This window comes from Pseudomonas sp. GW821-FHT09A09 (genome assembly GCF_059418405.1).
Window position 1 is genome coordinate 34,957 of sequence record NZ_JBWKPU010000013.1, and the last position, 24,008, is coordinate 58,964.

A 24,008-nucleotide genomic window follows, 5' to 3' on the forward strand; every position below is an offset into this window, starting at 1 on the left:
TGGCGTCACCCATGCCCAAAGGATTGATTCGCGCCGTCGGCGCCTTGTTGACTGCTCTGGCTCTGTACAGCTTGCTGGGCTTTTTGATTTTGCCCGGCATTGCGCTTCGCATCGCCAACCAACAGTTGGCCCATTACGCCACGGTGCCGGCGCGCATCGAGCGTATCGAGCTCAACCCGTTCAGCCTGGAGCTGACCGTGTGGGGCCTGCAAATCGGTGAACCCGGCAAGGAACAAGTCGGCTTCGAGCGCCTTTACGCCAACCTGCAGATCGACAGCCTCTGGACCCGCGCCTTGCACCTGGCGGACGTCGAGCTGGACAAGCCCAAGACCGAGCTGCTGTTCGACAAGTCCGGGCAACTGAACCTGGCGCAACTGTTCAAGCTGCCGCCGAGCGAGCCGACCCCGGCCGATCCCAACGCCAAACCGTTCCCGCTGCGCATCGAACGCATCAAGCTGGCGAGCGGCTATGTGCATTTCCAGGATCTGCGCCCCAGCGAGCCGATCGAATTTCTCTACGACAAACTCGACTTCGAGCTGAAAAACCTCAGCACTCTGCCTGAAGACAACGCCGACATGACGTTGGTGGCCGCAGGCCCCGAAGGCGGGCAAATCGACTGGAAAGGCAATTTCAGCCTGGTGCCGATCACCTCCGAGGGCACCCTGAAAGTCACCGATGGCAAGATGAAAGCTTGGTGGCCGTACGTACGCGATGCCTTGCCATTGGTACTTGAGGACGGTGTGTTGAATTTCAGCACCGACTATAAATTCAGCCTGGCCAAAGAGACCGAACTCAACCTGACCAACACCGCTGCGAGCATCGCGCCGTTTGCGATCAAGGCCCCCGATGGCCGCCCGCTGGCACGTCTGGAGCGCCTGGACGTCAGCGAAACCACGGTGGACCTGGCCAAGCAGCAAGTAGTGGTTGGCAAGATTCGCAGTAACAAGCTCGAAACCTGGGCCGCCCGCGAAGCCGATGGTCAACTGGACTGGCAGAAGCTGTTTGCCAGTCAACCGAGTAAACCGGCCAAGGCGGAACCCGCCACCGCACCGGCCACCGCTGACTCGCCCAAACCTGAACCTGCCGCGCCGAGCAAACCCTGGCAGGTGCTGCTCAAGGACGTGCAACTGCGCAATTATCAGGTGCACCTGGCCGACCGCCAGGTCAAACCTGCCGTCGCGCTGGAACTGGGCCCGCTGAATGTCGATGTACAGAACTTCGACAGCCTCAACCAGAGCCCCTTCACCTTGAAGGTCGACACGGGGCTGGGCAAGCAAGGCAAGATCCTCGCGACCGGCGAAGTGAACCTCAACCCGATCAGCGCCAAGCTTAAAGTGAACACCCAGGACATCGACCTGCGGGTCGCCCAGTCCTACATCAGCCCGTTCATTCGCCTGGAACTGCGCAGCGGCATGTTGGGCAGCAACCTGGACGTGAACCTCAAAAGCGCGGACCCGCTGAAACTGCAGGTCACCGGCCGGGCGCAGGTCGATCAACTGCATACCCTGGATACCCTCAAGACCCGCGACTTCGTCAAATGGCAGCGCCTGGTACTGGAGGGCGTGAACTACCAGCATGGCGACAGCCTGTCGATCGACAAGGTCAACCTGCTGCAACCGTATGCGCGCTTCATGATCAACGATGACCGCACCACCAACGTTGATGACCTGTTGATCCCGCAACCCGCCGACAAAACATCCAAGCCCGCCAGCAAGGAAAAGCCGTTGGGCATTCGTATCGGGCAAATTGCGATCAATGACGGGTCGGCCAACTTTGCGGACTTCAGCCTGACACCCAACTTCGCCACGGCGATCCAACAGCTCAACGGCCAGATCGGCACCATTGACAGTCGCCAGGCCAAGCCCGCCAGCGTCAATATCAACGGCAAGGTGGACCGCTATGCACCTGTGACCATCAAGGGCAGCGTGAACCCTTTCGACCCGATGGCGGCGCTGGATATCGCCACCAGCTTCAAGCGTGTCGAACTGACGACTCTGACCCCCTACTCCGGCAAGTTCGCTGGCTTCCGTATCCGCAAAGGCCGGCTGAACCTCGACCTGCACTATGTGATTACAAAGGGCCAGTTGAAAGCCGAAAACAAAGTGGTGGTCGAGCAACTGCAATTGGGGGAGAAAGTCGACAGTGCGGACGCCGTGGACCTGCCGATCCGCCTGGCAATTGCCTTGCTCAAGGACAGCGATGGCAAAATCTCCATCGAGCTGCCGGTGACCGGCGACTTGAACAACCCGCAATTCAGCGTAATGCCGATTGTGTGGCAGACCCTGCGCAACTTGGTGGTACGTGCGGCGACGGCGCCGTTCAAGTTCATTGGTGGGCTGATCTCAGGCGGCGGTGCTGAGGATTTGGGCAACGTGTCCTTCGCCCCGGGTTCCAGCGATTTGAGCAAGGATGCCGAAGGCGCCTTGAACAGCCTGGCCAAAGCATTGAAAGAACGTCCAGCCCTACGCCTGGAAATCGAAGGCACTGCAGCCGCCAGCAGCGACGGCCCATTCCTGGCCGCACAGCGCCTGGAGCGTGAATACCAATACAACTACTACAAGATCCTGCAACGCCGTGGCGACAAGGTCCCGGCGCAGGCCTCACTGTTGGTCGTACCGGAGAAAGAGAAAGCGCCGCTGCTGGAAGGCATTTATCGCACACGCCTGAAGCAACAACCGCCAGCGGAGTGGAAAGACCTGAGCAACGACGACCGCTCTGCGAAGCTGCGTGAGGGCGTGATCAAGTTCTGGAGCACCAGTGACGTCTTGCTGCGTCAGCTGGGCCAGGACCGCGCCAGCACGATCAAGGACTACTTGGTGGACAAGGGGCAGCTTGAAGATGAACGGGTGTACTTCATTGATGCGAACCTGGGGCAGGCGGAGAAAGATGGTCGGGTGGTGACCCCGATGCATCTGGATGCTGAATAACCTCCTAAGCACCTCATCCAACTGTGGGAGCGGGCTTGCCCGCGAATGCAGTGAATCAGTCGACCCATCGGTTAGCTGACACGACGCCTTCGCGGGCAAGCCCGCTCCCACATTGGATCTCTGTTGTGGTCAGGTTTTTCTCCAGCCCAAAATAGAACAGGCCCCGACACGAGTGCCGGGGCCTGTAATGACCACATCCCTGTGGTCGGTCGCATGAACTCAAGAGGTGCATCGGGTGGATATCTAACTCACCCTTAGCCGCCGCCGTCTAGTTCAAGACGAATCCTTCAGTATTTACTCTGCTTTCAGGCCATCGGCCGATACAGCCTTAACGCCTTTGATTTTCTTGGTGATGTTCACCGCGGTGGTTTTCTGGGCTTCAGTGACCGCTACGGCCGAAGACAGGGAAACAACACCTTTGTTGGTTTCGACTTTGATGTCGGTGCCAGGAATGCCTTTCTCGGTTACCAGATCAGCTTTCACTTTGGTGGTGATCCAGGTATCAGAGGTCGACTCTTTAGCGCTGGCAGCCGCGCCTTTGGTCTTGTCGATGCCGTCAGCCTTGGTCGCGCCGCCAGCCAACAGGCCATCAGCGGAAACGGCGGTTACACCTTTGATTTTCTTGGTGATCGCTACAGCAGTGGCTTTCTGCGAATCAGAGATAGCGACTGTGGACGACAGGGAAACCACGCCTTTGTTGGTTTCAACCTTGATGTCCGAGCCAGGAATGCCTTTCTCGGTCAGCAGATCGGATTTAACTTTGGTAGTGATCCAAGTATCCGAAACGCTTTCTTTGGCCTTGGTCGCTTCACCCGCCGCCAAAGTCATAGGGGCTTGGGAAGTCTGAGCAAAGGCTACGTTAGCACCCATGGCCAGAGTCAGAGCGGTAGCAGTAGCGAGAGCGAACTTCTTCATACGAGTAACTCCTGTTTTATTAAAAGTCCGCAGCACATGAACCTTGATGCTGCAGCGTTAACAGGGATATTGCAGGCAGTGTGCCAAGTCGTGACTGATAATTAAGTCATTATAAAACAATGACTTATAAAAATGTGCGATTTTCGAAATCGTGCAACTTGCATGAAGCCCATCGTGCCTGCATGCAAGTTGCGGCTTTTGGCTCGGGGTAAATGGCTGATTTCCCTTCACTTTCCCGCGCCCATAAAAAAAGGACCCCGAAGGGTCCTTTTTTTCAGCGTAAAGCCTGGGGTGATTAAACGCCCGAAGCCTTGGCTGCTGCTACGTCCTTGATGGACAGCTTGATACGGCCGCGGTTGTCCACGTCCAGTACCAGCACTTCCACTTCCTGGCCTTCTTTCAGAATGTCGGTCACTTTCTCAACGCGAGCGTCGCTCAGCATGGAGATGTGAACCAGACCGTCTTTGCCCGGCAGGATGTTCACGAATGCGCCGAAGTCGACGATGCGCTCAACCTTGCCGACGTAGATCTTGCCGATCTCGGCTTCAGCGGTGATGCCCAGGACGCGCTGGCGTGCTGCCTCAGCCGCTTCCTTGGTTTCGCCGAAGATCTTGATCGAACCGTCGTCCTCGATGTCGATCGAAGCCTTGGTTTCTTCGCAGATAGCACGGATGGTCGCGCCGCCTTTACCGATGACATCACGGATTTTGTCGGTGTCGATTTTCATCGCGATCATGGTCGGAGCATTTTCCGACAGTTCGGTACGGGACTGACCAATGATCTGGTTCATCTGGCCGAGGATGTTCAGGCGCGCTTCCAGGGCTTGGCCCAGGGCGATTTCCATGATTTCTTCGGTGATGCCTTTGATCTTGATGTCCATCTGCAGCGCGGTCACACCCTTGGCGGTACCAGCTACTTTGAAGTCCATGTCGCCCAGGTGGTCTTCGTCGCCCAGGATGTCGGTCAGGATGGCGAACTTCTCGCCTTCTTTAACCAGGCCCATGGCGATACCGGCAACCGGCGCCTTCATCGGCACACCAGCGTCCATCAGCGCCAGGGAAGCACCGCAAACGGAAGCCATGGAGCTGGAACCGTTGGACTCGGTGATTTCCGACACAACACGGATGGTGTAAGGGAACACGTCAGCAGCAGGCAGCATGGCCTGTACCGAACGGCGCGCCAGACGGCCGTGGCCGATTTCGCGACGACCAGCGCCACCCATGCGACCACACTCGCCCACCGAGAACGGAGGGAAGTTGTAGTGCAGCATGAACGGGTCTTTTTTCTCGCCTTCCAGGGTGTCCAGCAGCTGCGCGTCACGGGCAGTACCCAGGGTCGCGACTACCAGGGCCTGGGTTTCACCACGGGTGAACAGCGCCGAACCGTGAGTCTTCGGCAGAACGCCGACTTCGATGTTCAGCGGACGTACGGTGCGGGTGTCGCGGCCGTCGATACGTGGCTTGCCGTTTACGATGTTTTCGCGAACGGTGCGGTATTCGATCTCGCCGAAAGCCGCTTTGACGTCGCTGGAGGAAGGCTGGCCTTCCTCACCGGACAGTTTGGCCACAACCTGATCCTTCAGCTCGCCCAGGCGCGCATAACGGTCGGCCTTGACGGTGATGGTGTAGGCATCGGAGATGGCAGCGCCGAACTCGGAGCGGATAGCGCCCAGCAGTTCAGTGGCTTCAGCTTGTGGCGCCCAGGTCCAGGTTGGCTTGGCCGCTTCGGCAGCCAGCTCGGTGACAGCCTTGATGACAGCCTGGAACTCGTCGTGGGCGAACAGCACGGCGCCCAGCATCTGGTCTTCGGTCAGCTCTTTGGCTTCCGATTCAACCATCAATACGGCTTCCGAGGTACCGGCAACGACCATGTCCAGGCTCGAAGCTTTCAGTTGCTCGTAAGTCGGGTTCAGCAGGTAGCCGGTGCTTTCGTGGAACGCAACGCGGGCAGCGCCGATCGGGCCATCGAAAGGAATGCCGGAGATAGCCAGGGCAGCCGAGGTACCGATCATCGCAGCGATGTCCGGATCGGTCTTCTTACTGGTGGAAACGACGGTGCAGACAACCTGCACTTCGTTCATGAAGCCTTCTGGGAACAGCGGACGGATCGGACGGTCGATCAGTCGGGAAGTCAGGGTTTCTTTCTCGGAAGGACGGCCTTCGCGCTTGAAGAAACCGCCAGGGATCTTACCAGCAGCGTAAGTCTTTTCCTGGTAGTGAACGGACAGAGGGAAGAAGCCTTTGCTCGGGTCAGCGGTCTTGGCGCCAACCACGGTCACCAGAACGGTAACGTCGTCGTCAACGGTAACCAGCACTGCGCCGGAGGCTTGACGGGCGATACGGCCTGTCTCGAGGGTAACGGTCGACTGACCGAACTGGAATTTTTTGATAACCGGGTTCACGGTGTCCTACCTTCTTTGTGGCTCTTGGGGGAACTTGTCTTCTTGCGAAATTCTTGGGCAATGTCGGGAATCGGCCCGAACCAGGTCCAGGGGTAAAACGTGTATCCAGATAAAACTTGAGGCTGGGAGCCTACCATGAGCCAGCGGGAATCCCACTGACGCACGGCAGACAACCAACCTCTAGCGCAATCGCTTATTAGCGACGCAGACCCAGGCGACCGATCAGAGTCTGATAACGACCCAGATCCTTGCCTTTCAGGTAGTCCAGCAGCTTACGGCGCTGGTTTACCATGCGGATCAGACCACGACGGGAGTGGTGATCTTTACCGTTGGCCTTGAAGTGACCTTGCAGCTTGTTGATGTTGTGGGTCAGCAGTGCAACTTGCACTTCTGGCGAACCAGTGTCACCAACAGCTTGCTGATAGTCAGCAACGATTTGTGCTTTTTCTTGAACGTCGAGAGCCATGAGGCAATCCTTTTTCAGGAAACCACCCAAAGGGCAGTTTCAACAGGCCAGGGACAAATCCCTGTATCTAAAAATGAGTGTTGACCGTGCCTGTTAACAGCCACACTCGTTCGGTCATTCTGACCGAATCAGTCGACGTGGCGCGATGCGCCCGTCTTCACTCACTTCACCGATACCGATGAAGCGACCGTTATGATCCTGTACCCGCACCATGCCGAACTTCGGAGCATCCGGGGCACGTACCGGCTGGCCGTTGAGCCAGTAGAACGCGCTGTGCTCCGAGAAGTGCAGCAATGGCCAATCCAGCAAACCGCTGTCCGATGGCATCAGGAAGCGATCAACCGCTTCGTTGCCGCCTTCGGCGTGTACCGCTTCCAACTCTTCCAGCGTGACCGTCTGGGCCAGGGTGAAAGGGCCAGCCTGTGTGCGTCGCAGCTCTGCAACGTACGCACCGCAACCAAGATGTTCACCAATATCTTCCACCAGGGTACGGATATAGGTGCCTTTGCTGCAGTCCACGGCCAGGCGCGCGGTGTCACCTTCACAGGCGAGCAATTCCAAGCGCGCAATAGTAACAGAACGCGCTTCGCGCTCCACTACTTCGCCCGCACGTGCCAGCTTGTAAAGGGGTTGCCCATCACGCTTGAGAGCCGAGTACATCGGCGGTATCTGACTGATTTGCCCACGAAAACCGGGTAACGCAGCCTCGATATCAGAGCGACCAACGGTCACGTCGCGAACCTGCAGCACATCACCCTCGGCATCGGCCGTGGTGGTGGTCTTGCCCAGTTGCATCAGGGTTTCGTAACCCTTGTCGGAATCGAGCAGGTATTGCGAGAACTTGGTGGCCTCGCCAAAGCACAACGGCAACACGCCGGTGGCCAGCGGGTCGAGGCTGCCGGTGTGCCCGGCCTTTTCGGCATTGAGCAGCCAGCGAACCTTCTGCAACGCGGCATTGGAGGTGAAGCCAATGGGCTTGTCGAGCAGAATGATGCCGCTGACGTTGCGACGGATACGTTTGACCTGAGCCACCGCTTACTCCTTGGCGTCTTCAGGTGTGGACGGGTGCTGGCTGTCTTCAGCCACGGCGCGCTCGATCAGTGCCGACAGGTGCGCGCCACGCACGACGCTTTCGTCGTAGTGGAAGTGCAACTGGGGAACACTGCGCAGCTTCATTTCGCGGGCCAACTGCATACGCAGGAAACCTGCGGCGGAGTTGAGCACCTTGATGCTTTGCGCGATTTCTTCGCTGCTGTCCTGGCCCATCACGGTGATGAAGATCTTGGCGTGACCCACGTCACGGCTCACTTCAACGGCGGTGATGGTGACCAGGCCAACACGGGGGTCTTTGACTTCGCGACGGATCAGTTGGGCCAGCTCACGCTGCATCTGATCGCCGATACGCTGGGTACGGCTGTATTCTTTTGCCATGTCTTGTTACCTGTTACTGCCACACGGTGAAACCCGTGGGGTCTGAAAGCGGCAAACGCCCGGCCTGACAAAAGCCAGACCGGGCGTTGCGTTTAGAGTCCGTACGCTGCGCGGGGCATTTGCATGCCCACACGCCGCGTGGCTCCGGAAGTGCGCGAGTTAGAGGCTGCGAGCAACCTGAACCTTCTCGAAGACTTCGATCTTGTCGCCAACCTTGACGTCGTTGTAGCTCTTGACGCCGATACCGCATTCCATGCCGGCACGTACTTCGGAAGCGTCATCCTTGAAGCGGCGCAGGGATTCCAGCTCGCCTTCGAAGATAACGATGTCTTCACGCAGTACACGGATTGGACGGTTACGGTACACGGTGCCTTCAACCACCATGCAACCGGCGATCGCGCCGAATTTCGGCGAGCGGAACACGTCACGAACTTCGGCGATACCCAGGATGTTCTCCCGAACGTCGCTGCCAAGCATGCCGGTGAGGGCTTTCTTGACGTCTTCGATGATGTCGTAGATGACGTTGTAGTAACGCATGTCCAGGCCTTCCTGCTCGACGATCTTGCGAGCGCCGGCATCGGCACGCACGTTGAAGCCGAACAGTACAGCGTTGGAAGCCAGTGCCAGGTTGGCGTCGGACTCGGTGATACCACCGACACCGCCACCGACAACGCGCACTTGCACTTCGTCGTTACCCAGGCCGTTCAAGGCGCCGTTCAACGCTTCGAGGGAACCACGTACGTCAGATTTGAGGACGATGTTAAGCGTCTTCTTCTCTTCCTGGCCCATGTTCTCGAAGATGTTTTCCAGCTTGCCGGCGTGAGCACGGGCCAGTTTGACTTCGCGGAACTTGCCTTGACGGAACAGAGCCACTTCACGGGCTTTCTTCTCGTCGGCAACCACGCTCATCTCGTCACCAGCGTCCGGAGTACCGTCCAGGCCGAGGATCTCGACCGGGATAGCAGGACCTGCTTCCTTGATTGGCTTGCCGTTCTCGTCGAGCATGGCACGTACACGGCCGTAGTTCGAACCGACCAGGACCATGTCGCCTTGGCGCAGGGTACCGTCTTGAACCAGGACGGTTGCAACCGGGCCACGGCCCTTGTCGAGGCGCGATTCAACCACGACACCACGGCCAGGAGCCGATGGCGTAGCGGTCAGTTCCAGCACTTCGGCTTGCAACAGAACGGCTTCGAGCAGTTCATCAACGCCGGTACCCATCTTCGCAGAGACCGGTACGAATGGAGTGTCGCCACCCCACTCTTCGGAAGTCACGCCGTGAACCGACAGTTCGCTACGGATGCGATCGAGATCGGCGCCCGGCTTGTCGATTTTGTTCACTGCAACCACCAGAGGAACGCCAGCCGCCTGAGCGTGCTGAACAGCCTCGATGGTTTGTGGCATTACGCCGTCGTCCGCCGCAACCACCAGGATCACGATGTCGGTCGCCTTGGCACCACGGGCACGCATTGCGGTAAACGCGGCGTGGCCTGGGGTATCGAGGAACGTCACCATGCCACGGTCGGTTTCAACGTGGTATGCGCCGATGTGCTGGGTGATACCACCGGCTTCGCCAGCAGCAACCTTGGCACGACGGATGTAGTCGAGCAGGGAAGTCTTACCGTGGTCAACGTGGCCCATTACGGTCACGACTGGCGCACGGGATACTGCTTCACCTTCAAACTTCAGGGACTCGGCCAGGGAATCTTCCAGGGCGGTGTCGCTGACCAGGGTCACTTTGTGGCCCAGCTCTTCAGCAACCAGTTGAGCAGTTTCCTGATCCAGTACCTGGTTGATGGTGGCCGGGGTGCCCAGCTTGAACATGAACTTGATGATTTCAGCAGCCTTGACCGACATCTGCTGAGCGAGGTCGCCAACAGTGATGGTCTCGCCGATCTTCACTTCACGCACGACAGGGCCGGTTGGGCTCTGGAAACCGTGAGCGTTGCGTTTTTTCAGCTTGGCCTTGCCGCGACCACCACGACGGAAGCCATCGCTTTCTTCGTCGGTAGTACGTGGGGCAACGCGGGGAGCAGGCGCTTTCTCTTTGACCGAAGCACGATGCGGAGCGTTTTTGCGCTCGCCATCGCCACCACCACCGCGACGATTGTTATCGTCAGCACGTGGCTTGTCCGGACGACGAGGTTCGTCGCGTTTGCGAGCGTCGGCAGCAGGGGCTGGCGCAGGGGCAACCGGAGCGGCCTCACGTACAGCTTCTACTGGCGCGCTAGGCGCGGCGACCGCTTCAGTGGCAGCAGGTTGCGCAGCAGCAGGCTGGCGACGCGCTTCTTCTTCGGCGCGACGCTTGGCTTCTTCTTCAGCCTTCTGACGAGCAGCATTTTCTACTGCGCGACGTTCTTCCAGTTCGCGTTTGCGCTCGGCTTCGATTTCTTCCGGGCTGCGTTGTACGAAGACTTTCTTCTTGCGTACTTCAACGCTGATGCTCTTGCTACCAGCGACACGCAGGGTGCTGGTGGTTTTGCGCTGCAATGTAATCTTGCGCGGTTCTTCCACTTTCGCCTTGTGGCTGCTCTTCAAGTGAGTCAGCAAAGACTGCTTCTCACTGTCGCTCACACCTTCATCGGCGGCGGTGTGCGGCAGACCTGCCTCACGCATCTGCTGCAACAGGCGCTCTACCGGTGTTTTGACCTCATCGGCCAGTTGTTTCACCGTGACTTGCGTCATGCACTTCTCTCCTCAGGCCGCGCCTAGTTACTCGAACCAATGGGCTCGGGCGGCCATGATCAACTTGCCGGCACGATCATCGTCAATGCCGTCGATGTCGAGCAGATCGTCAATAGACTGCTCGGCCAGGTCTTCGCGGGTAATTACGCCGCGCACCGCCAGTTCCATCGCCAAATCCTTGTCCATACCCTCAAGCGAGAGCAGGTCTTCGGCCGGATGGGCGTCTGCCAGCTTTTCCTCAGTAGCGATGGCTTTAGTCAACAAACGATCCTTGGCCCGAGCGCGAAGCTCGTTGACGATGTCTTCGTCAAAGCCGTCGATGTTGAGCATTTCTTCCAACGGTACGTAGGCAATCTCTTCCAGGCTGGTGAAGCCTTCATCTACCAGCACCTGTGCCAGCTCTTCGTCGACTTCCAGCTCGTCGATGAAGTTGCGCAGGATGTCACCGGTTTCAGCTTGCTGCTTAGCCTGGATGTCCGATTCGGTCATCACGTTCAGGGTCCAGCCGGTCAGTTGGCTGGCCAGACGCACGTTCTGACCACCACGACCAATGGCCTGAGCCAGATTGTCTGCGCCAACGGCGATGTCCATGGCATGGGCATCTTCGTCAACGATAATTGCCGCCACTTCAGCGGGCGACATGGCGTTGATCACGAACTGCGCCGGGTTGTCGTCCCACAGGACGATGTCCACACGCTCACCGCCCAATTCGCCCGACACTGCCTGGACGCGCGAACCGCGCATACCGATGCAGGCGCCTTGCGGGTCGATGCGCTTGTCCTTGGAGCGGACCGCGATCTTGGCGCGCGAACCCGGGTCGCGGGACGCAGCCATGACTTCGATCAGGCCTTCGGCGATTTCCGGCACTTCGATACGGAACAGCTCGATCAGCATTTCCGGCGCGGTACGCGACAGGATCAACTGAGGGCCACGGTTTTCGGTGCGGATTTCCTTGAGCAGCGCACGCAGACGCACGCCGACACGGAAGGTTTCGCGGGAGATGATGTCCTCGCGGGCCAGCAACGCCTCGGCGTTGTTGCCCAGGTCGACGATCACGTTGTCGCGGGTGACTTTTTTCACGGTGCCGGAGATGATTTCACCCAGGCGCTCGCGATAGGCGTCAACGACTTGAGCGCGCTCGGCTTCGCGAACCTTCTGCACGATGACCTGCTTGGCGGTCTGTGCAGCAATACGGCCGAATTCGATCGATTCGATCTTTTCTTCAACGACATCACCGACCTTGGCGCCAGGGTGCGTTTGCGCAACCTTGCTCGGCCAGGTTTCGATGGCCGGATCATCAAGATCGGCTTCTTCGACGACCGTCCAGCGACGGAAAGTCTCATAGGCACCGGTGTGGCGGTTGATTTCCACACGCAGATCAACTTCGTCTTCAAAACGCTTTTTGGTAGCAGTGGCCAGAGCCAGCTCCAGCGCTTCAAAAATCACGTTTGCCGGTACGCCCTTTTCATTGGATACCGACTCAACAACCAGCAGTACTTCTTTGCTCATCGTACGCCTCGCCTTTCGCAAGCCATTGGATCCGCGGGATCCGCGTCTCAGTCAAAACTGGGAATAATGTTGGCCTTGTCGATCATATCGATCGGCAACAGGAACTCATGGTCGTCTACCTGCACCACGACATCCTGTTCTTCTACACCGCGCAGAAGGCCCTGAAAGTTGCGTCGCCCTTCAAAGGGAGATCGCAGCCTGATCTTCACTTGTTCACCGGCAAATTTTGCAAACTGATCAATAGTGAACAGTGGGCGTTCCATGCCTGGCGAGGAAACTTCGAGGGTGTATTCAACGGAAATTGGATCTTCAACATCCAGGACACCGCTGATCTGACGGCTGACAATGGCACAATCGTCCACCAGCACGCCGCCCTCTTTATCGATATAAACGCGCAACATTGAGTGGCGACCTTGAGCCGAAAACTCAATACCCCAGCATTCATAGCCTAGGGCCACGACCACCGGGGCCAACAAGGCCTGCAACTCTTCTAGCTTGCTCGACACCTGAACCCCCTCGTGCATGTATGTGCATGCTGTGCAAAATAAAAAAATGGGCGAAACGCCCATCCTTGAAACGCCGTCGAACAGCGGCGTTGAAAGTGTCCAGCTAACAAAAAGCCCCTTAAAAGGGGCTCCGCTAAAACTGGTTGCGGGGGCCGGATTTGAACCGACGACCTTCGGGTTATGAGCCCGACGAGCTACCAGACTGCTCCACCCCGCGACAAAGCTGGGGCGGAAGTATACGACCGATCCCTTACAGGGTCAATGTAACCTTCCACCTACAAGAAAGCCCGCAACTGCGGGCTCTCCTGATAATTGGTACCGAGAAGGGGACTCGAACCCCTACACCCTATGGGCACAACCACCTCAAGGTTGCGTGTCTACCAATTCCACCACCTCGGCAATACAGCGTTTACAACCCTTCTTACTTTTGCTCTTGAGCTGGAGGTACGTCAGTCGCTGGAGTAGCCGACTTTTGCTCTTGAAGCACCGGGACATCATCAGAAGCCGGTTTTGCTTTTGGCACTTCCAACACTGCTGGGTTTGGCAAACCTACTTGAGTCAGCACATGAGCTTTCTCTTTAGCAAAGTAACCTAACCCTAAGCTGGTTATGAAGAAACCTGCGGCAAGTATAGCAGTAAACTTACTAAGAAAGGTAGAGGAACCTTGGCTTCCGAACACAGTATTTGAAGCACCTGCACCGAAAGACGCACCAGCATCCGCACCTTTACCCTGTTGCAACAAAACCAGGGCAACTACGCCCAGGGCAGCCAACAGATGAAAAACGACTACGACTGTTTCCAGCATTTTTTCAGTTTCCCGCGGCGCGACAGATCGCACCGAACTCATCTGCATTCAGGGAAGCTCCACCAATGAGCCCCCCATCGATATCCGGCATGCCGAACAGTTCGACCGCATTGGCCGCCTTCACGCTGCCGCCGTATAGAAGCCGCACACCTTGTGCGACCTCAGAATTCTCTGCCGCCAACTGTGCGCGGATGGCTGCGTGCACATCCTGCGCCTGTTGCGGCGTAGCAGTCAGCCCGGTACCAATGGCCCAGACCGGCTCGTAAGCGATTACTGCCTTTGCAAACGCACCAACACCCAGCTCCTCGATGATGCTGCCCAGCTGACGCGAGACAACCTCAAGAGTCTTGCCCGATTCGCGCTCTGCAAGGGTCTCCCCTACGCACAACACTGGAATCAAGCCACAAGCCTGTGCCGCTGCGAACTTGCGATTGAGTGTCCCATCACGCTCGCCCATCATCTGACGGCGCTCGGAGTGCCCAACGAGCACATAGGAACAACCCGCATCAACCAGCTGACTCGGCGAAATTTCACCAGTCAACGCACCTTGCATCGGCTCCACCGCAGAGTTCTGCGCGCCGACCTGGATCGACTTGCCTTTCAAGCCATCAACCACTTGGTTGATATGCAAGCAAGGTGGAAAAACCGCGACATCAACACCGCTTGGCAAGGCCAAGTGACGAAGGCCGTTGATCAGCTCAGCGACACTGGCGCGGGTACCGTGCATCTTCCAGTTACCAGCTACCATAGTGCGACGCATGCTGTACCTCGTCGGTCAAAGTGGGCGCAGATGTTACCCAACCACATCATCACTGGCAAGCCGAATTCAGGCGCAAACTTCAGTTACCAGTTTTGCCAGGTCTTCGGCATGGCCGCGAACCTGTATTTCGTCATCACCTTCGACCATGACACGCACCAAAGGCTCTGTGCCGGACTTGCGCAACAGCACCCGCCCACGCCCCGCCATTGCCAGGGTCACGCGCTCGCAGGCCTCTTTGACAGCCGGATGCTCGATCGGATTTTCACCGCCCGCAAAGCGCACATTGAGCAGCACTTGAGGACACTTGCGCAGCGCCTGACGGGCCTGGGCAAGGCTTTCTTCACGACGACGCAAGGACAACAGCACCTGCAGCGCGGCAATAATGGCATCGCCCGTTGTGGTGTGATGGAAGCACACGACGTGCCCGGAGTTTTCACCCCCCACCTGCCAGTTGCGCTCCAACAGTTCTGCGATCACATAACGGTCGCCCACATTCGCGCGAACGAAAGGAATACCTAAATCCGCCAGGGCCAGTTCCAGCCCAAGATTGCTCATCAGCGTACCCACGACACCGCCTTGCAGCTTGCCACGCTCATGCAGGTCGCGGGCAATGATGAACAACAGCTCATCACCATCGACCACAGCACCGGTGTGATCAACCATCAGCACGCGATCGCCATCACCATCGAAGGCAATACCAAGGTCCGCATGCTCAGCCAGCACGGCCGCCTGCAGTTGCTCTGTATGGGTGGAGCCACAGTTTTCGTTGATGTTCAAACCATTCGGCTGAGCCGACAGCACCGTCACATCGGCGCCCAGCTCCTTGAACACACTCGGCGCAACCTTGTAGGTGGCGCCGTGAGCGCAATCGACAACAATTTTCAGACCGGCAAAATTGGTGCTGGTCGGCACGCTGCTCTTGCAGAACTCGATGTAGCGGCCGGAAGCGTCATTGATGCGCGACACCTTGCCCAGCTTGCTGGAGTCCACCACCGTCATTGGCGCATCCAGCAACTCTTCGATCATCAACTCGATCTCGTCCGGCAGCTTTGTGCCCTGGCCCGAGAAGAACTTGATGCCATTGTCATCATGAGGGTTGTGCGAGGCGCTGATCACGATACCGGCTTCAGCGTGAAAGGTACGCGTCAGGTAAGCGATCGCCGGCGTTGGCATTGGGCCAAGCAGCATTACATCAGCACCGGCGGCGGACAAACCGGCCTCCAGCGCAGATTCAAACATGTACCCCGAAATACGGGTGTCCTTGCCCACCAGGATACGGCATGCGCCCATGCTGCGGAACGCCATGCCTGCCGCCCAACCCAGCTTGAGCATGAAATCTGGAGTAATAGGAAACTCGCCGACCCGACCACGGATACCGTCGGTGCCAAAGTATTTTTTAGTCATAAGTGCTCCATCATTCTTATTCGGCTGATTCTACAGCGGCAATCATACGCACCACGTCCACAGTCTCCGCGACATCATGCACACGCAAGATACGCGCGCCCTTGGTCACCGCCAGCGCCGCCAGCGCAAGGCCGCCATACAGTCGCTCACCCACCGGACGGTTCAAGGCCAGCCCTATCATGCTCTTGCGCGAAACACCGACCAACAAGGGCCGACCAAGGGCATGCAAGGAATCCATATGCTTGAACAGGCTTAAATTGTGTTGCAGGGTCTTGGCGAAACCAAATCCCGGATCAAGGATGATCTTTTCCGCAGGAATTCCGACCGCAGCGCACTGCTCGACCCGCTCCGCGAGAAAGCCACTCACCTCACCCACAAGGTCATCATAGTGCGGGCTGTCTTGCATATTTCCGGGCTCGCCCAGCATGTGCATCAGGCATACCGGCAACCCGGTCGCCGCAGCTGCATCCAAGGCACCCTCGCGCTGGAGGGAACGCACATCATTGATCAACCCGGCACCCAGGCGCGCAGCCTCGCGCATTACGGCTGGTGTTGAAGTATCAACCGAAATGATCACGCCCAGCTCGCGAGCAATGCGCTCGACGATAGGCGCCACCCGCTCCAGCTCCTCCAAAGGAGAGACCACGCGGGCGCCGGGACGAGTCGACTCACCACCGACATCGATCAATGTCGCGCCAGCCGCCACCATCGCCTCGGCATGACGCAACGCTGCATCAAGCTGGCTGAAACGGCCGCCATCGGAAAAGGAATCGGGGGTTACATTAAGAATGCCCATGACATGCGTATGGGCCAAATCAAGAACCCGATTGCCGCAAGGCAACCGGGTGGAGGACAACACAGAAGTCATTTCAAGCCTTAGTGGTCAGCTGCCGGGCCGCCGATCGGGTTTTCAGGGCGTTCGTTCTGAACCACTGGCGGGGTGCCAGAAGTGCCCGAACCGCCTTCCCAATCGCGAGGCTCACGAGGTGCGCGCCCCGCCATGATGTCGTCGATCTGATCGGCATCAATGGTCTCGTACTTCATCAGCGCATCCGCCATGGCATCCAGCTTGTCGCGGTTGTCAGTCAGGATCTGCTTGGCCGTGCCGTAGCACTGGTCAATGATGCTGCGTACTTCGGAGTCAATCAGCTTGGCTGTCTCGCCGGAGAAACTGGCGTTTTGACCGCCACCACCCCGCCCCAGGAACACTTCGCCTTCTTCTTCGGCGTACATCAATGGGCCTAGTTTTTCCGACAGGCCCCACTTGGTGACCATGTTCCGGGCAATCTGGCTGGCACGCATGATGTCGTTGGAAGCGCCGGTAGTGACACCGTCGAAGCCCAGGGTCATCTCTTCTGCAATACGACCACCGTACAGCGAGCAGATCTGGCTGATCAGCGCCCGCTTGGAGAGGCTGTAGCGATCCTCTTCCGGCAGGAACATGGTGACACCCAGTGCCCGACCACGAGGAATGATCGACACTTTGTAGACCGGGTCATGCTCAGGCACGACGCGACCGACAATGGCGTGACCGGCTTCGTGGTAAGCCGTGTTCTGCTTTTCTTTCTCGGACATGACCATGGACTTGCGCTCGGCGCCCATCATGATCTTGTCTTTCGCCAGTTCGAACTCTTTCATCTCGACGATACGCTTGCCGGTACGGGCAGCGAACAACGAAGCCTCGTTGACCAGGTTGGCCAGGTCGGCACCGGAGAAGCCCGGAGTACCCCGTGCGATCACGGCCGGAGCCACGTCATCACCCATCGGCACTTTGCGCATGTGTACTTTCAGGATCTGCTCACGACCACGGATGTCCGGCAAGCCCACCACAACCTGACGGTCGAAGCGGCCTGGACGCAGCAACGCAGGGTCCAATACGTCCGGACGGTTGGTTGCAGCGATGACGATGATGCCGTCATTCATTTCAAAGCCGTCCATCTCAACCAGCAACTGGTTAAGGGTTTGCTCACGCTCGTCATGACCGCCGCCCATGCCGGCGCCACGATGGCGACCAACGGCGTCGATTTCATCGATGAAGATGATGCACGGCGCGTGTTTCTTGGCCTGCTCGAACATGTCGCGAACGCGGCTTGCACCGACACCCACGAACATCTCGACGAAGTCAGAACCGGAAATGGTGAAGAAAGGCACCTTGGCCTCGCCCGCAATGGCCTTGGCCAGCAGGGTCTTACCGGTACCTGGCGGGCCCACCATCAGCACACCGCGAGGAATACGGCCGCCCAGACGCTGGAATTTGCCCGGATCACGCAGGAACTCAACCAGTTCGCCGACTTCTTCCTTGGCTTCATCGCAACCTGCGACGTCAGCCAGAGTGGTCTTCACCTGGTCTTCGGACAGCAGGCGCGCCTTGCTCTTGCCGAAGCTCATCGGCCCGCCCTTGCCCCCCGCGCCACCTTGCATCTGGCGCATGAAGAACATGAACACGGCGATGATCACCAGGATCGGGAAGCTGGCTACCAGCAATTGGGTCCAGATGCTTTGCTGCTCAGGCTGCTTGCCTTCGACAACCACGTGGTTATCCACCAGGTCGCCGATCAGACCGTTGTCCTGAATGGCCGGACGAATGGTCTTGAAGCTGTCGCCATCGTTGCGCTTGCCGGTGATCACGTAGCCATCAACCGCTACGCGCTCGACCTTGCCATCCTTAACTTGCTGGATGAAGTCGGAATAGTTGAGGGTCTGCGGCTCGTTAGGGCTGGAGAAGTTGTTCATCACCGTCACCAGGACAGCCGCGATGATCAACCACAGGATCAGATTCTTTGCCATATCGTTCAATTAACTACCCTCTGAAGCAAGCTCCGCTACTGGCGCGCGCTTCGCATGATATTCACCGGCCTAACTTACTACATTACCTACAACTCTGGCAGGCGCCGTCTGTAACCCTTTGTGAAACTTTGACTACACAATATTCGTAAAGCTTCGTGACGAAAGCGATATAAAAAAACCTATCGACTCCCTTCAAACTTTCAAAGACGCTCATCGCTAGCGGCGCCTTCAATGCCACGGAACCCCCGCGCCAACAGGTATTGCTCGCGAGACCGGTCCCGGGAAGAGTCCGGCTTGCGCATTTGTACCTTGTCGAACAGCTTGCGGATGTTCTTGTGGTACTCGTCGAAGCCTTCACCCTGGAAGACCTTGACCAGAAAATCACCACCCGGGCGCAATACCCGCCCGGCCAGATCCAGTGCCAACTCGCACAGGAACATGGCTCGCGGCATATCAACAGCCGGTAATCCACTCATATTGGGGGCCATGTCGGAAATCACAAGGTCTACCTGCGAATTTCCCACAGCTTCCAGGATCTCGGCCAATACGGCGTCCTGGGTAAAGTCGCCATGCACGAAGGTCACATCAGGGATGCTGTCCATCTCAAGGATGTCGGACGCAATCAACCGGCCTTGCCCACCAATCAGACGACTGGCCACCTGGGACCAGCCACCCGGGGCGGCGCCCAGGTCGATCACGCTCATGCCGGGGCGAAACAATTTGTCCTTGTCCTGGAGCTCCAGCAGCTTGTAGCTGGCCCGGGAACGGTAACCGTCCTTCTGCGCCTTTTTGACGTAAGGATCGTTGAAATGCTCTTGCAGCCACTTAAGGCTAGTTTTGGAACGGGCCACGGGCCACCTCGAAAATAAAACGGGTCGTGATTAACTGGGCGGTCCCGGACTCCCTCGGGTAAACTGGCCGCCGCTTTTTACAAGATCAGACGCAGGGGTCAGATTATGCCGCTCACTCAAGAGCAGAAGAAACAGTACAAATCCATTGGCCACCATCTGAAACCAGTTCTGATTGTGGCAGACAACGGTTTGACTGAGGGTGTGTTAGCCGAATTCGAACGCGCGCTGAACGATCACGAACTGATCAAGATCAAGGTCAACATCCTCGACCGCGAGGCGCGCCTGGCTGCCATTGCAGAACTGTGCAAGGTTGGCAAAGCGGACCTGGTTCAGGTCATCGGCAAGATGGCGCTGCTGTATCGCAAGAACTTCAGCGTCAACAAGCAACTGTCGAACGTTCATCGCTTCAAATGATTCAAAGGGTCACGGGCGTGCTTCGCGCGCCCCGCCACTCCACCCGGGCGCCGGCTGTATAACCAGCACCAGGCCGGAAAACCCTAGCACAAGATAGCTGAATAGCTGCCAGCGCAACGCTTCCGGCAGCCAGATATGCACCGCGCAAAACATTGCACATGCATACAGCGCCATCAACAGCAGTTGGCCGCGAATATCCCGCCACAAACTCCCCAGGCCTTCAGCCTTGATCAGCACCAGCGCCTGAAGAATCACGCACGCCGCCGCAAAACCCACCAGCAGCGCACTCAGTAGTCCGTCGATCTCATCGATCAGCAACGGCGCCAGGCCAATCAGGCCCAACGCCGGTAATACACCAATATGCAGCAGCCATAGGCCACCCACCCAAAGCATCTGGGCGAGTTGCCACAGCATGGCGCCCGCACGAAGCGGGCGCCGCCTTTCAGACGTGACGAACTTCAACAATCTCGTACTCGGTCACGCCGCCAGGCGTCTTGACGGTCACCACATCACCCTCTTCCTTGGCAATCAAGGCGCGGGCCAGTGGCGAACCGACGGAGATTTTGCCGAGTTTAAAGTCAGCTTCGTCTTCGCCCACGATGTGGTAAACCACGCTTTCGTCAGTTTCAACGTTGGCGATTTCCACGGTCGTACCGAAAATCACCTTACCGGTCTTCGGAATCGTCGTCACGTCGATGACCACCGAGTTCTGCAGACGGCCTTCGATGTCACGGATACGCGCTTCGACCATACCTTGCTGCTCGCGAGCAGCGTGGTATTCGGCGTTTTCCTTGAGGTCACCCAGCTCGCGGGCCGTACCGATGTCCTGGCTCAGCTTTGGACGTACGACCTTGGTCAGATGGGCGTGCTCCTCTTCCAGGGCCTTGAAGCCCTGGACGGTCATTGGGTATTTGGTCATGCCTTCAATCCTGCGTGTAGATCCTGCAAGCGACGCACGGTCTTTTCCGGACCGAACTTGAGCGCTTCGCAGATGGCTTCGCCAGCAGCAATGGTGGTGGTGCAGTAGATCTTGTGCTGCAAGGCGTTACGACGGATGGAGTACGAGTCCGCGATCGACTGGCGACCTTCGGTGGTGTTGATGATCAGAGTGACTTCGTCATTCTTGATCATGTCGACCACGTGCGGACGGCCTTCCGTCACCTTGTTCACGCGACGCACTTTCAGGCCGGCAGCTTCGATCAGCTTGGCGGTCCCGGCGGTGGCCACGACTTCGAAGCCCAAGTTGATCAGATCACGGGCCACACCTGCAACCAGCGGCTTGTCATCGTCACGCACGCTGATGAAGGCCGTGCCGCCAGTCGGCAGCACTTCGCTGGCGCCCATCTGGGCCTTGGCGAATGCTTCACCGAAGGTATCACCCACCCCCATCACTTCACCGGTGGACTTCATCTCTGGGCCCAGGATCGGGTCCACACCCGGGAATTTGGCGAATGGGAACACCGCCTCTTTCACGCTGTAGAAGTTAGGAATGATTTCCTTGGTGAAGCCGATTTCCTTCAGGGTCTTACCGGCCATCACGCGAGCAGCGATCATGGCCAGGGACACACCGATGCACTTGGAAACAAACGGCACGGTACGCGAAGCACGTGGGTTGACTTCGATGACGTAGATGTCTTCGCCTTGCAGCGCCAACTGTACGTTCATCAGGCCGACCACGCCCAATTCCAGGGCCATTTTCTTGACCTGGTCGCGCATCACGTCCTGGATGTGCGCCGGCAGCGAGTACGGTGGCAGCGAGCACGCGGAGTCACCGGAGTGAACACCCGCCTGTTCGATATGCTGCATGATCGCGCCGATCACCACGTCGGTGCCGTCACAAACTGCGTCCACGTCCATCTCGATGGCGCAATTGAGGAAGTGGTCCAGCAGCACCGGGCTGTCGTTGGACACTTTCACCGCATCACGCAGATAACGCTTGAGCTCTTCTTCTTCGTAGACGATTTCCATCGCACGACCGCCCAGTACGTAGGACGGACGCACCACCAGCGGGTAGCCGATCTTGCTGGCTGCACGGATGGCTTCGTCTTCGCTGCGCACAGTGGCGTTTGGCGGCTGACGCAGGTTCAGGCGCTCAACCATCTGCTGGAAACGCTCACGGTCTTCGGCACGGTCGATGGCGTCAGGGCTGGTGCCGATGATCGGCACGCCAGCGGCTTCCAGGGCGCGAGCCAATTTCAGCGGAGTTTGCCCGCCGTACTGGACGATCACGCCTTTTGGCTTCTCGACGCGCACGATTTCCAGTACGTCTTCCAGGGTTACTGGCTCGAAGTACAGGCGATCGGAGGTGTCGTAGTCGGTGGAAACGGTTTCCGGGTTGCAGTTGACCATGATGGTCTCGTACCCGTCTTCGCGCAGGGCGAGGGCGGCGTGTACGCAGCAGTAGTCAAACTCGATACCTTGGCCGATACGGTTAGGACCGCCGCCCAGGATCATGATCTTGTCGCGACCCGACGGCGCTGCTTCGCACTCCTCCTCGTAGGTGGAGTACAGGTAGGCGGTGTCGGTGGAGAACTCGGCGGCGCAAGTATCAACGCGCTTGTAGACCGGGAAGATCTCCAGCTTGTGGCGATGGGTACGCAAGTTCTTCTCGGTCACACCCAGCAGCTTGGCCAGACGCTGGTCGGAGAAGCCCTTGCGCTTGAGGCGGAACATCATGTCGCGGTCGATGCTGGCCAGACCCAGGGTCTTGACCTTCTCTTCTTCCTTGATCAGATCTTCGATCTGCACCAGGAACCACGGGTCGATCATGTTCATGCCGAAGATGTCTTCGACAGTCATGCCCGCACGGAAGGCGTCAGCGACATACCAGATACGCTCGGCGCCCGGCACGGTCAGCTCGCGCTTGAGCACGCTCATGCTTTCCGGGTTGGCCAGGTCGAGCTTCTCGTCCAGGCCGCAAACACCCACTTCCAGGCCGCGCAGGGCTTTCTGCAAGGATTCCTGGAAAGTACGACCGATGGCCATGACTTCACCCACAGATTTCATCTGGGTGGTCAGGCGGGCGTCAGCCTTGGCGAATTTCTCGAAGGCAAAACGTGGCAGCTTGGTGACGACGTAATCGATGGACGGCTCAAAGGACGCCGGGGTCTTGCCACCGGTGATGTCGTTCGACAGCTCGTCCAGGGTGTAACCCACCGCCAGCTTGGCTGCGACCTTGGCGATCGGGAAGCCGGTGGCTTTCGAAGCCAGGGCCGACGAACGGGAAACCCGTGGGTTCATCTCGATCACGACCATACGGCCGGTGTTCGGGCAAATACCGAACTGGACGTTGGAACCGCCGGTTTCCACGCCGATCTCGCGCAGCACCGCCAGGGAGGCGTTACGCAGGATCTGGTATTCCTTGTCAGTCAGGGTCTGCGCTGGAGCCACGGTGATGGAGTCACCAGTGTGCACACCCATCGGGTCGAAGTTTTCGATGGAGCAGACGATGATGCAGTTGTCCTTCTTATCGCGGACAACCTCCATCTCGTACTCTTTCCAGCCGATCAGGGATTCGTCGATCAGCAGCTCTTTGGTCGGCGACAGGTCCAGGCCACGGGCGCAGATTTCTTCGAACTCTTCACGGTTGTAAGCGATACCGCCACCGGTGCCGCCCATGGTGAAGGACGGACGGATAATGCACGGGAAGCCCAAGGTCTCGAGGACTGCGTTGGCTTCTTCCATGCTGTGGGCGATACCGGAACGCGGGCACGCCAGGCCGATGGACTTCATGGCCTTGTCGAAACGCGAACGGTCTTCAGCTTTGTCGATGGTGTCGGCGTTGGCGCCGATCATCTCAACGCCGAATTTTTCCAGGACGCCTTCGCGCTCCAGGTCCAGGGCGCAGTTCAGTGCAGTCTGGCCGCCCATGGTTGGCAGCAGTGCGTCCGGACGTTCTTTCTCGATGATCTTGGCAACGGTCTGCCACTTGATCGGCTCGATGTAGGTGGCGTCGGCCATGGCCGGGTCGGTCATGATGGTGGCCGGGTTGGAGTTCACCAGGATGACGCGGTAGCCCTCTTCGCGCAGGGCTTTACAGGCCTGGGCGCCGGAGTAGTCGAATTCGCAGGCCTGGCCGATCACGATCGGGCCAGCGCCGAGAATCAGGATGCTTTTTATGTCTGTACGTTTTGGCATGGGTTTGTCA

At 58.2% G+C, this 24,008-nt stretch carries 19 protein-coding genes and 2 tRNA genes; 2 read left to right on the plus strand and 19 right to left on the minus strand.

Annotated features, from left to right (window positions below; all coding sequences use genetic code 11):
- Positions 1-11 precede the first annotated feature (11 nt).
- Positions 12-2,927, plus strand: a complete 2,916-nt coding sequence (locus tag AC07OV_RS13600; protein WP_495092392.1) for a DUF748 domain-containing protein — start codon at positions 12-14, stop codon at positions 2,925-2,927.
- A 294-nt stretch (positions 2,928-3,221) separates the two neighbouring features.
- Here AC07OV_RS13600 and AC07OV_RS13605 read toward each other — a convergent pair whose 3' ends face one another.
- The 16 genes from AC07OV_RS13605 to rlmE form a co-directional block, all read right to left on the minus strand.
- Entirely contained in the window at positions 3,222-3,842 is a 621-nt protein-coding gene (locus tag AC07OV_RS13605; RefSeq protein ID WP_176998420.1) for a BON domain-containing protein, read from the minus strand.
- A 295-nt stretch (positions 3,843-4,137) separates the two neighbouring features.
- The gene (gene pnp / locus AC07OV_RS13610) at positions 4,138-6,243 is read right to left on the minus strand and encodes a polyribonucleotide nucleotidyltransferase (protein ID WP_016973759.1); all 2,106 of its coding nucleotides are present in this window, start codon (positions 6,241-6,243) and stop codon (positions 4,138-4,140) included.
- Positions 6,244-6,439: 196 nt separating this feature from the next.
- Positions 6,440-6,709 carry a 30S ribosomal protein S15 gene (gene rpsO, locus AC07OV_RS13615; RefSeq protein ID WP_003177875.1) on the minus strand — a complete coding sequence of 90 codons (270 nt, stop codon included), beginning with the start codon at positions 6,707-6,709 and terminating at the stop codon, positions 6,440-6,442.
- A gap of 114 nt (positions 6,710-6,823) precedes the next feature.
- Complete coding sequence (gene truB / locus AC07OV_RS13620; RefSeq protein ID WP_176998421.1) at positions 6,824-7,741, minus strand: tRNA pseudouridine(55) synthase TruB; 918 nt, start codon at positions 7,739-7,741, stop codon at positions 6,824-6,826.
- Between the two features lie 3 nt (positions 7,742-7,744).
- Positions 7,745-8,140, minus strand: a complete 396-nt coding sequence (gene rbfA, locus AC07OV_RS13625) for a 30S ribosome-binding factor RbfA (RefSeq protein ID WP_016973761.1) — start codon at positions 8,138-8,140, stop codon at positions 7,745-7,747.
- Positions 8,141-8,299: 159 nt separating this feature from the next.
- A complete protein-coding gene (gene infB, locus AC07OV_RS13630) occupies positions 8,300-10,825 on the minus strand; it encodes a translation initiation factor IF-2 (RefSeq protein ID WP_176998422.1) in 2,526 nt (841 codons plus the stop codon).
- Between the two features lie 27 nt (positions 10,826-10,852).
- Positions 10,853-12,334 (minus strand): transcription termination factor NusA, encoded by a 1,482-nt coding sequence (gene nusA / locus AC07OV_RS13635; protein WP_176998423.1) that lies wholly within the window; start codon positions 12,332-12,334, stop codon positions 10,853-10,855.
- A 47-nt stretch (positions 12,335-12,381) separates the two neighbouring features.
- Entirely contained in the window at positions 12,382-12,840 is a 459-nt protein-coding gene (gene rimP / locus AC07OV_RS13640) for a ribosome maturation factor RimP (RefSeq protein WP_176998424.1), read from the minus strand.
- Positions 12,841-12,980: 140 nt separating this feature from the next.
- Positions 12,981-13,057, minus strand: a tRNA-Met gene (locus AC07OV_RS13645).
- A gap of 96 nt (positions 13,058-13,153) precedes the next feature.
- Positions 13,154-13,239, minus strand: a tRNA-Leu gene (locus AC07OV_RS13650).
- 22 nt (positions 13,240-13,261) lie between these two features.
- Entirely contained in the window at positions 13,262-13,645 is a 384-nt protein-coding gene (secG, locus tag AC07OV_RS13655; protein WP_010206600.1) for a preprotein translocase subunit SecG, read from the minus strand.
- 4 nt (positions 13,646-13,649) lie between these two features.
- Positions 13,650-14,405 carry a triose-phosphate isomerase gene (tpiA, locus tag AC07OV_RS13660; protein WP_016973764.1) on the minus strand — a complete coding sequence of 252 codons (756 nt, stop codon included), beginning with the start codon at positions 14,403-14,405 and terminating at the stop codon, positions 13,650-13,652.
- 66 nt (positions 14,406-14,471) lie between these two features.
- Positions 14,472-15,809: a phosphoglucosamine mutase gene (glmM, locus tag AC07OV_RS13665; RefSeq protein WP_176998425.1), complete on the minus strand. Its 1,338-nt coding sequence runs from the start codon at positions 15,807-15,809 to the stop codon at positions 14,472-14,474.
- A gap of 16 nt (positions 15,810-15,825) precedes the next feature.
- Positions 15,826-16,677, minus strand: a complete 852-nt coding sequence (folP, locus tag AC07OV_RS13670) for a dihydropteroate synthase (protein ID WP_495092393.1) — start codon at positions 16,675-16,677, stop codon at positions 15,826-15,828.
- An 8-nt stretch (positions 16,678-16,685) separates the two neighbouring features.
- Positions 16,686-18,596 carry an ATP-dependent zinc metalloprotease FtsH gene (gene ftsH / locus AC07OV_RS13675; protein WP_176998427.1) on the minus strand — a complete coding sequence of 637 codons (1,911 nt, stop codon included), beginning with the start codon at positions 18,594-18,596 and terminating at the stop codon, positions 16,686-16,688.
- 200 nt (positions 18,597-18,796) lie between these two features.
- The gene (gene rlmE / locus AC07OV_RS13680; RefSeq protein ID WP_010206606.1) at positions 18,797-19,447 is read right to left on the minus strand and encodes a 23S rRNA (uridine(2552)-2'-O)-methyltransferase RlmE; all 651 of its coding nucleotides are present in this window, start codon (positions 19,445-19,447) and stop codon (positions 18,797-18,799) included.
- 105 nt (positions 19,448-19,552) lie between these two features.
- Here rlmE and AC07OV_RS13685 point away from each other — a divergent pair, with 105 nt between their 5' ends.
- Positions 19,553-19,861, plus strand: coding sequence for a YhbY family RNA-binding protein (locus AC07OV_RS13685; RefSeq protein ID WP_010206607.1), 309 nt, complete (start codon positions 19,553-19,555; stop codon positions 19,859-19,861).
- A gap of 9 nt (positions 19,862-19,870) precedes the next feature.
- Here the strand turns inward: AC07OV_RS13685 and AC07OV_RS13690 are convergent, their stop codons facing one another.
- From AC07OV_RS13690 to carB, 3 genes are read right to left on the minus strand one after another with little or no spacing between them, the layout of a single operon-like run.
- Positions 19,871-20,275: an MFS transporter gene (locus tag AC07OV_RS13690; RefSeq protein WP_495092394.1), complete on the minus strand. Its 405-nt coding sequence runs from the start codon at positions 20,273-20,275 to the stop codon at positions 19,871-19,873.
- Between the two features lie 28 nt (positions 20,276-20,303).
- A complete protein-coding gene (gene greA / locus AC07OV_RS13695; protein WP_017139258.1) occupies positions 20,304-20,780 on the minus strand; it encodes a transcription elongation factor GreA in 477 nt (158 codons plus the stop codon).
- On the minus strand, positions 20,777-23,998 hold the full coding sequence (gene carB / locus AC07OV_RS13700; RefSeq protein WP_176998429.1) for a carbamoyl-phosphate synthase large subunit: 3,222 nt from the start codon (positions 23,996-23,998) through the stop codon (positions 20,777-20,779). Before carB ends, greA begins: the two co-directional genes overlap by 4 nt.
- Positions 23,999-24,008 lie beyond the last annotated feature (10 nt).

Coding starts and splice junctions, on each gene's coding strand:
- carB (WP_176998429.1), bottom strand. CDS start 23,998: ATGCCAAAACGTACAGACATAAAAAGCATCCTGATTCTCGGCGCTGGC.
- greA (WP_017139258.1), bottom strand. CDS start 20,780: ATGACCAAATACCCAATGACCGTCCAGGGCTTCAAGGCCCTGGAAGAG.
- secG (WP_010206600.1), bottom strand. CDS start 13,645: ATGCTGGAAACAGTCGTAGTCGTTTTTCATCTGTTGGCTGCCCTGGGC.
- AC07OV_RS13605 (WP_176998420.1), bottom strand. CDS start 3,842: ATGAAGAAGTTCGCTCTCGCTACTGCTACCGCTCTGACTCTGGCCATG.
- folP (WP_495092393.1), bottom strand. CDS start 16,677: ATGACTTCTGTGTTGTCCTCCACCCGGTTGCCTTGCGGCAATCGGGTT.
- AC07OV_RS13600 (WP_495092392.1), top strand. CDS start 12: ATGCCCAAAGGATTGATTCGCGCCGTCGGCGCCTTGTTGACTGCTCTG.
- infB (WP_176998422.1), bottom strand. CDS start 10,825: ATGACGCAAGTCACGGTGAAACAACTGGCCGATGAGGTCAAAACACCG.
- ftsH (WP_176998427.1), bottom strand. CDS start 18,596: ATGGCAAAGAATCTGATCCTGTGGTTGATCATCGCGGCTGTCCTGGTG.
- tpiA (WP_016973764.1), bottom strand. CDS start 14,405: ATGCGTCGCACTATGGTAGCTGGTAACTGGAAGATGCACGGTACCCGC.
- rbfA (WP_016973761.1), bottom strand. CDS start 8,140: ATGGCAAAAGAATACAGCCGTACCCAGCGTATCGGCGATCAGATGCAG.
- AC07OV_RS13685 (WP_010206607.1), top strand. CDS start 19,553: ATGCCGCTCACTCAAGAGCAGAAGAAACAGTACAAATCCATTGGCCAC.
- AC07OV_RS13690 (WP_495092394.1), bottom strand. CDS start 20,275: ATGCTGTGGCAACTCGCCCAGATGCTTTGGGTGGGTGGCCTATGGCTG.
- nusA (WP_176998423.1), bottom strand. CDS start 12,334: ATGAGCAAAGAAGTACTGCTGGTTGTTGAGTCGGTATCCAATGAAAAG.
- rpsO (WP_003177875.1), bottom strand. CDS start 6,709: ATGGCTCTCGACGTTCAAGAAAAAGCACAAATCGTTGCTGACTATCAG.
- glmM (WP_176998425.1), bottom strand. CDS start 15,809: ATGACTAAAAAATACTTTGGCACCGACGGTATCCGTGGTCGGGTCGGC.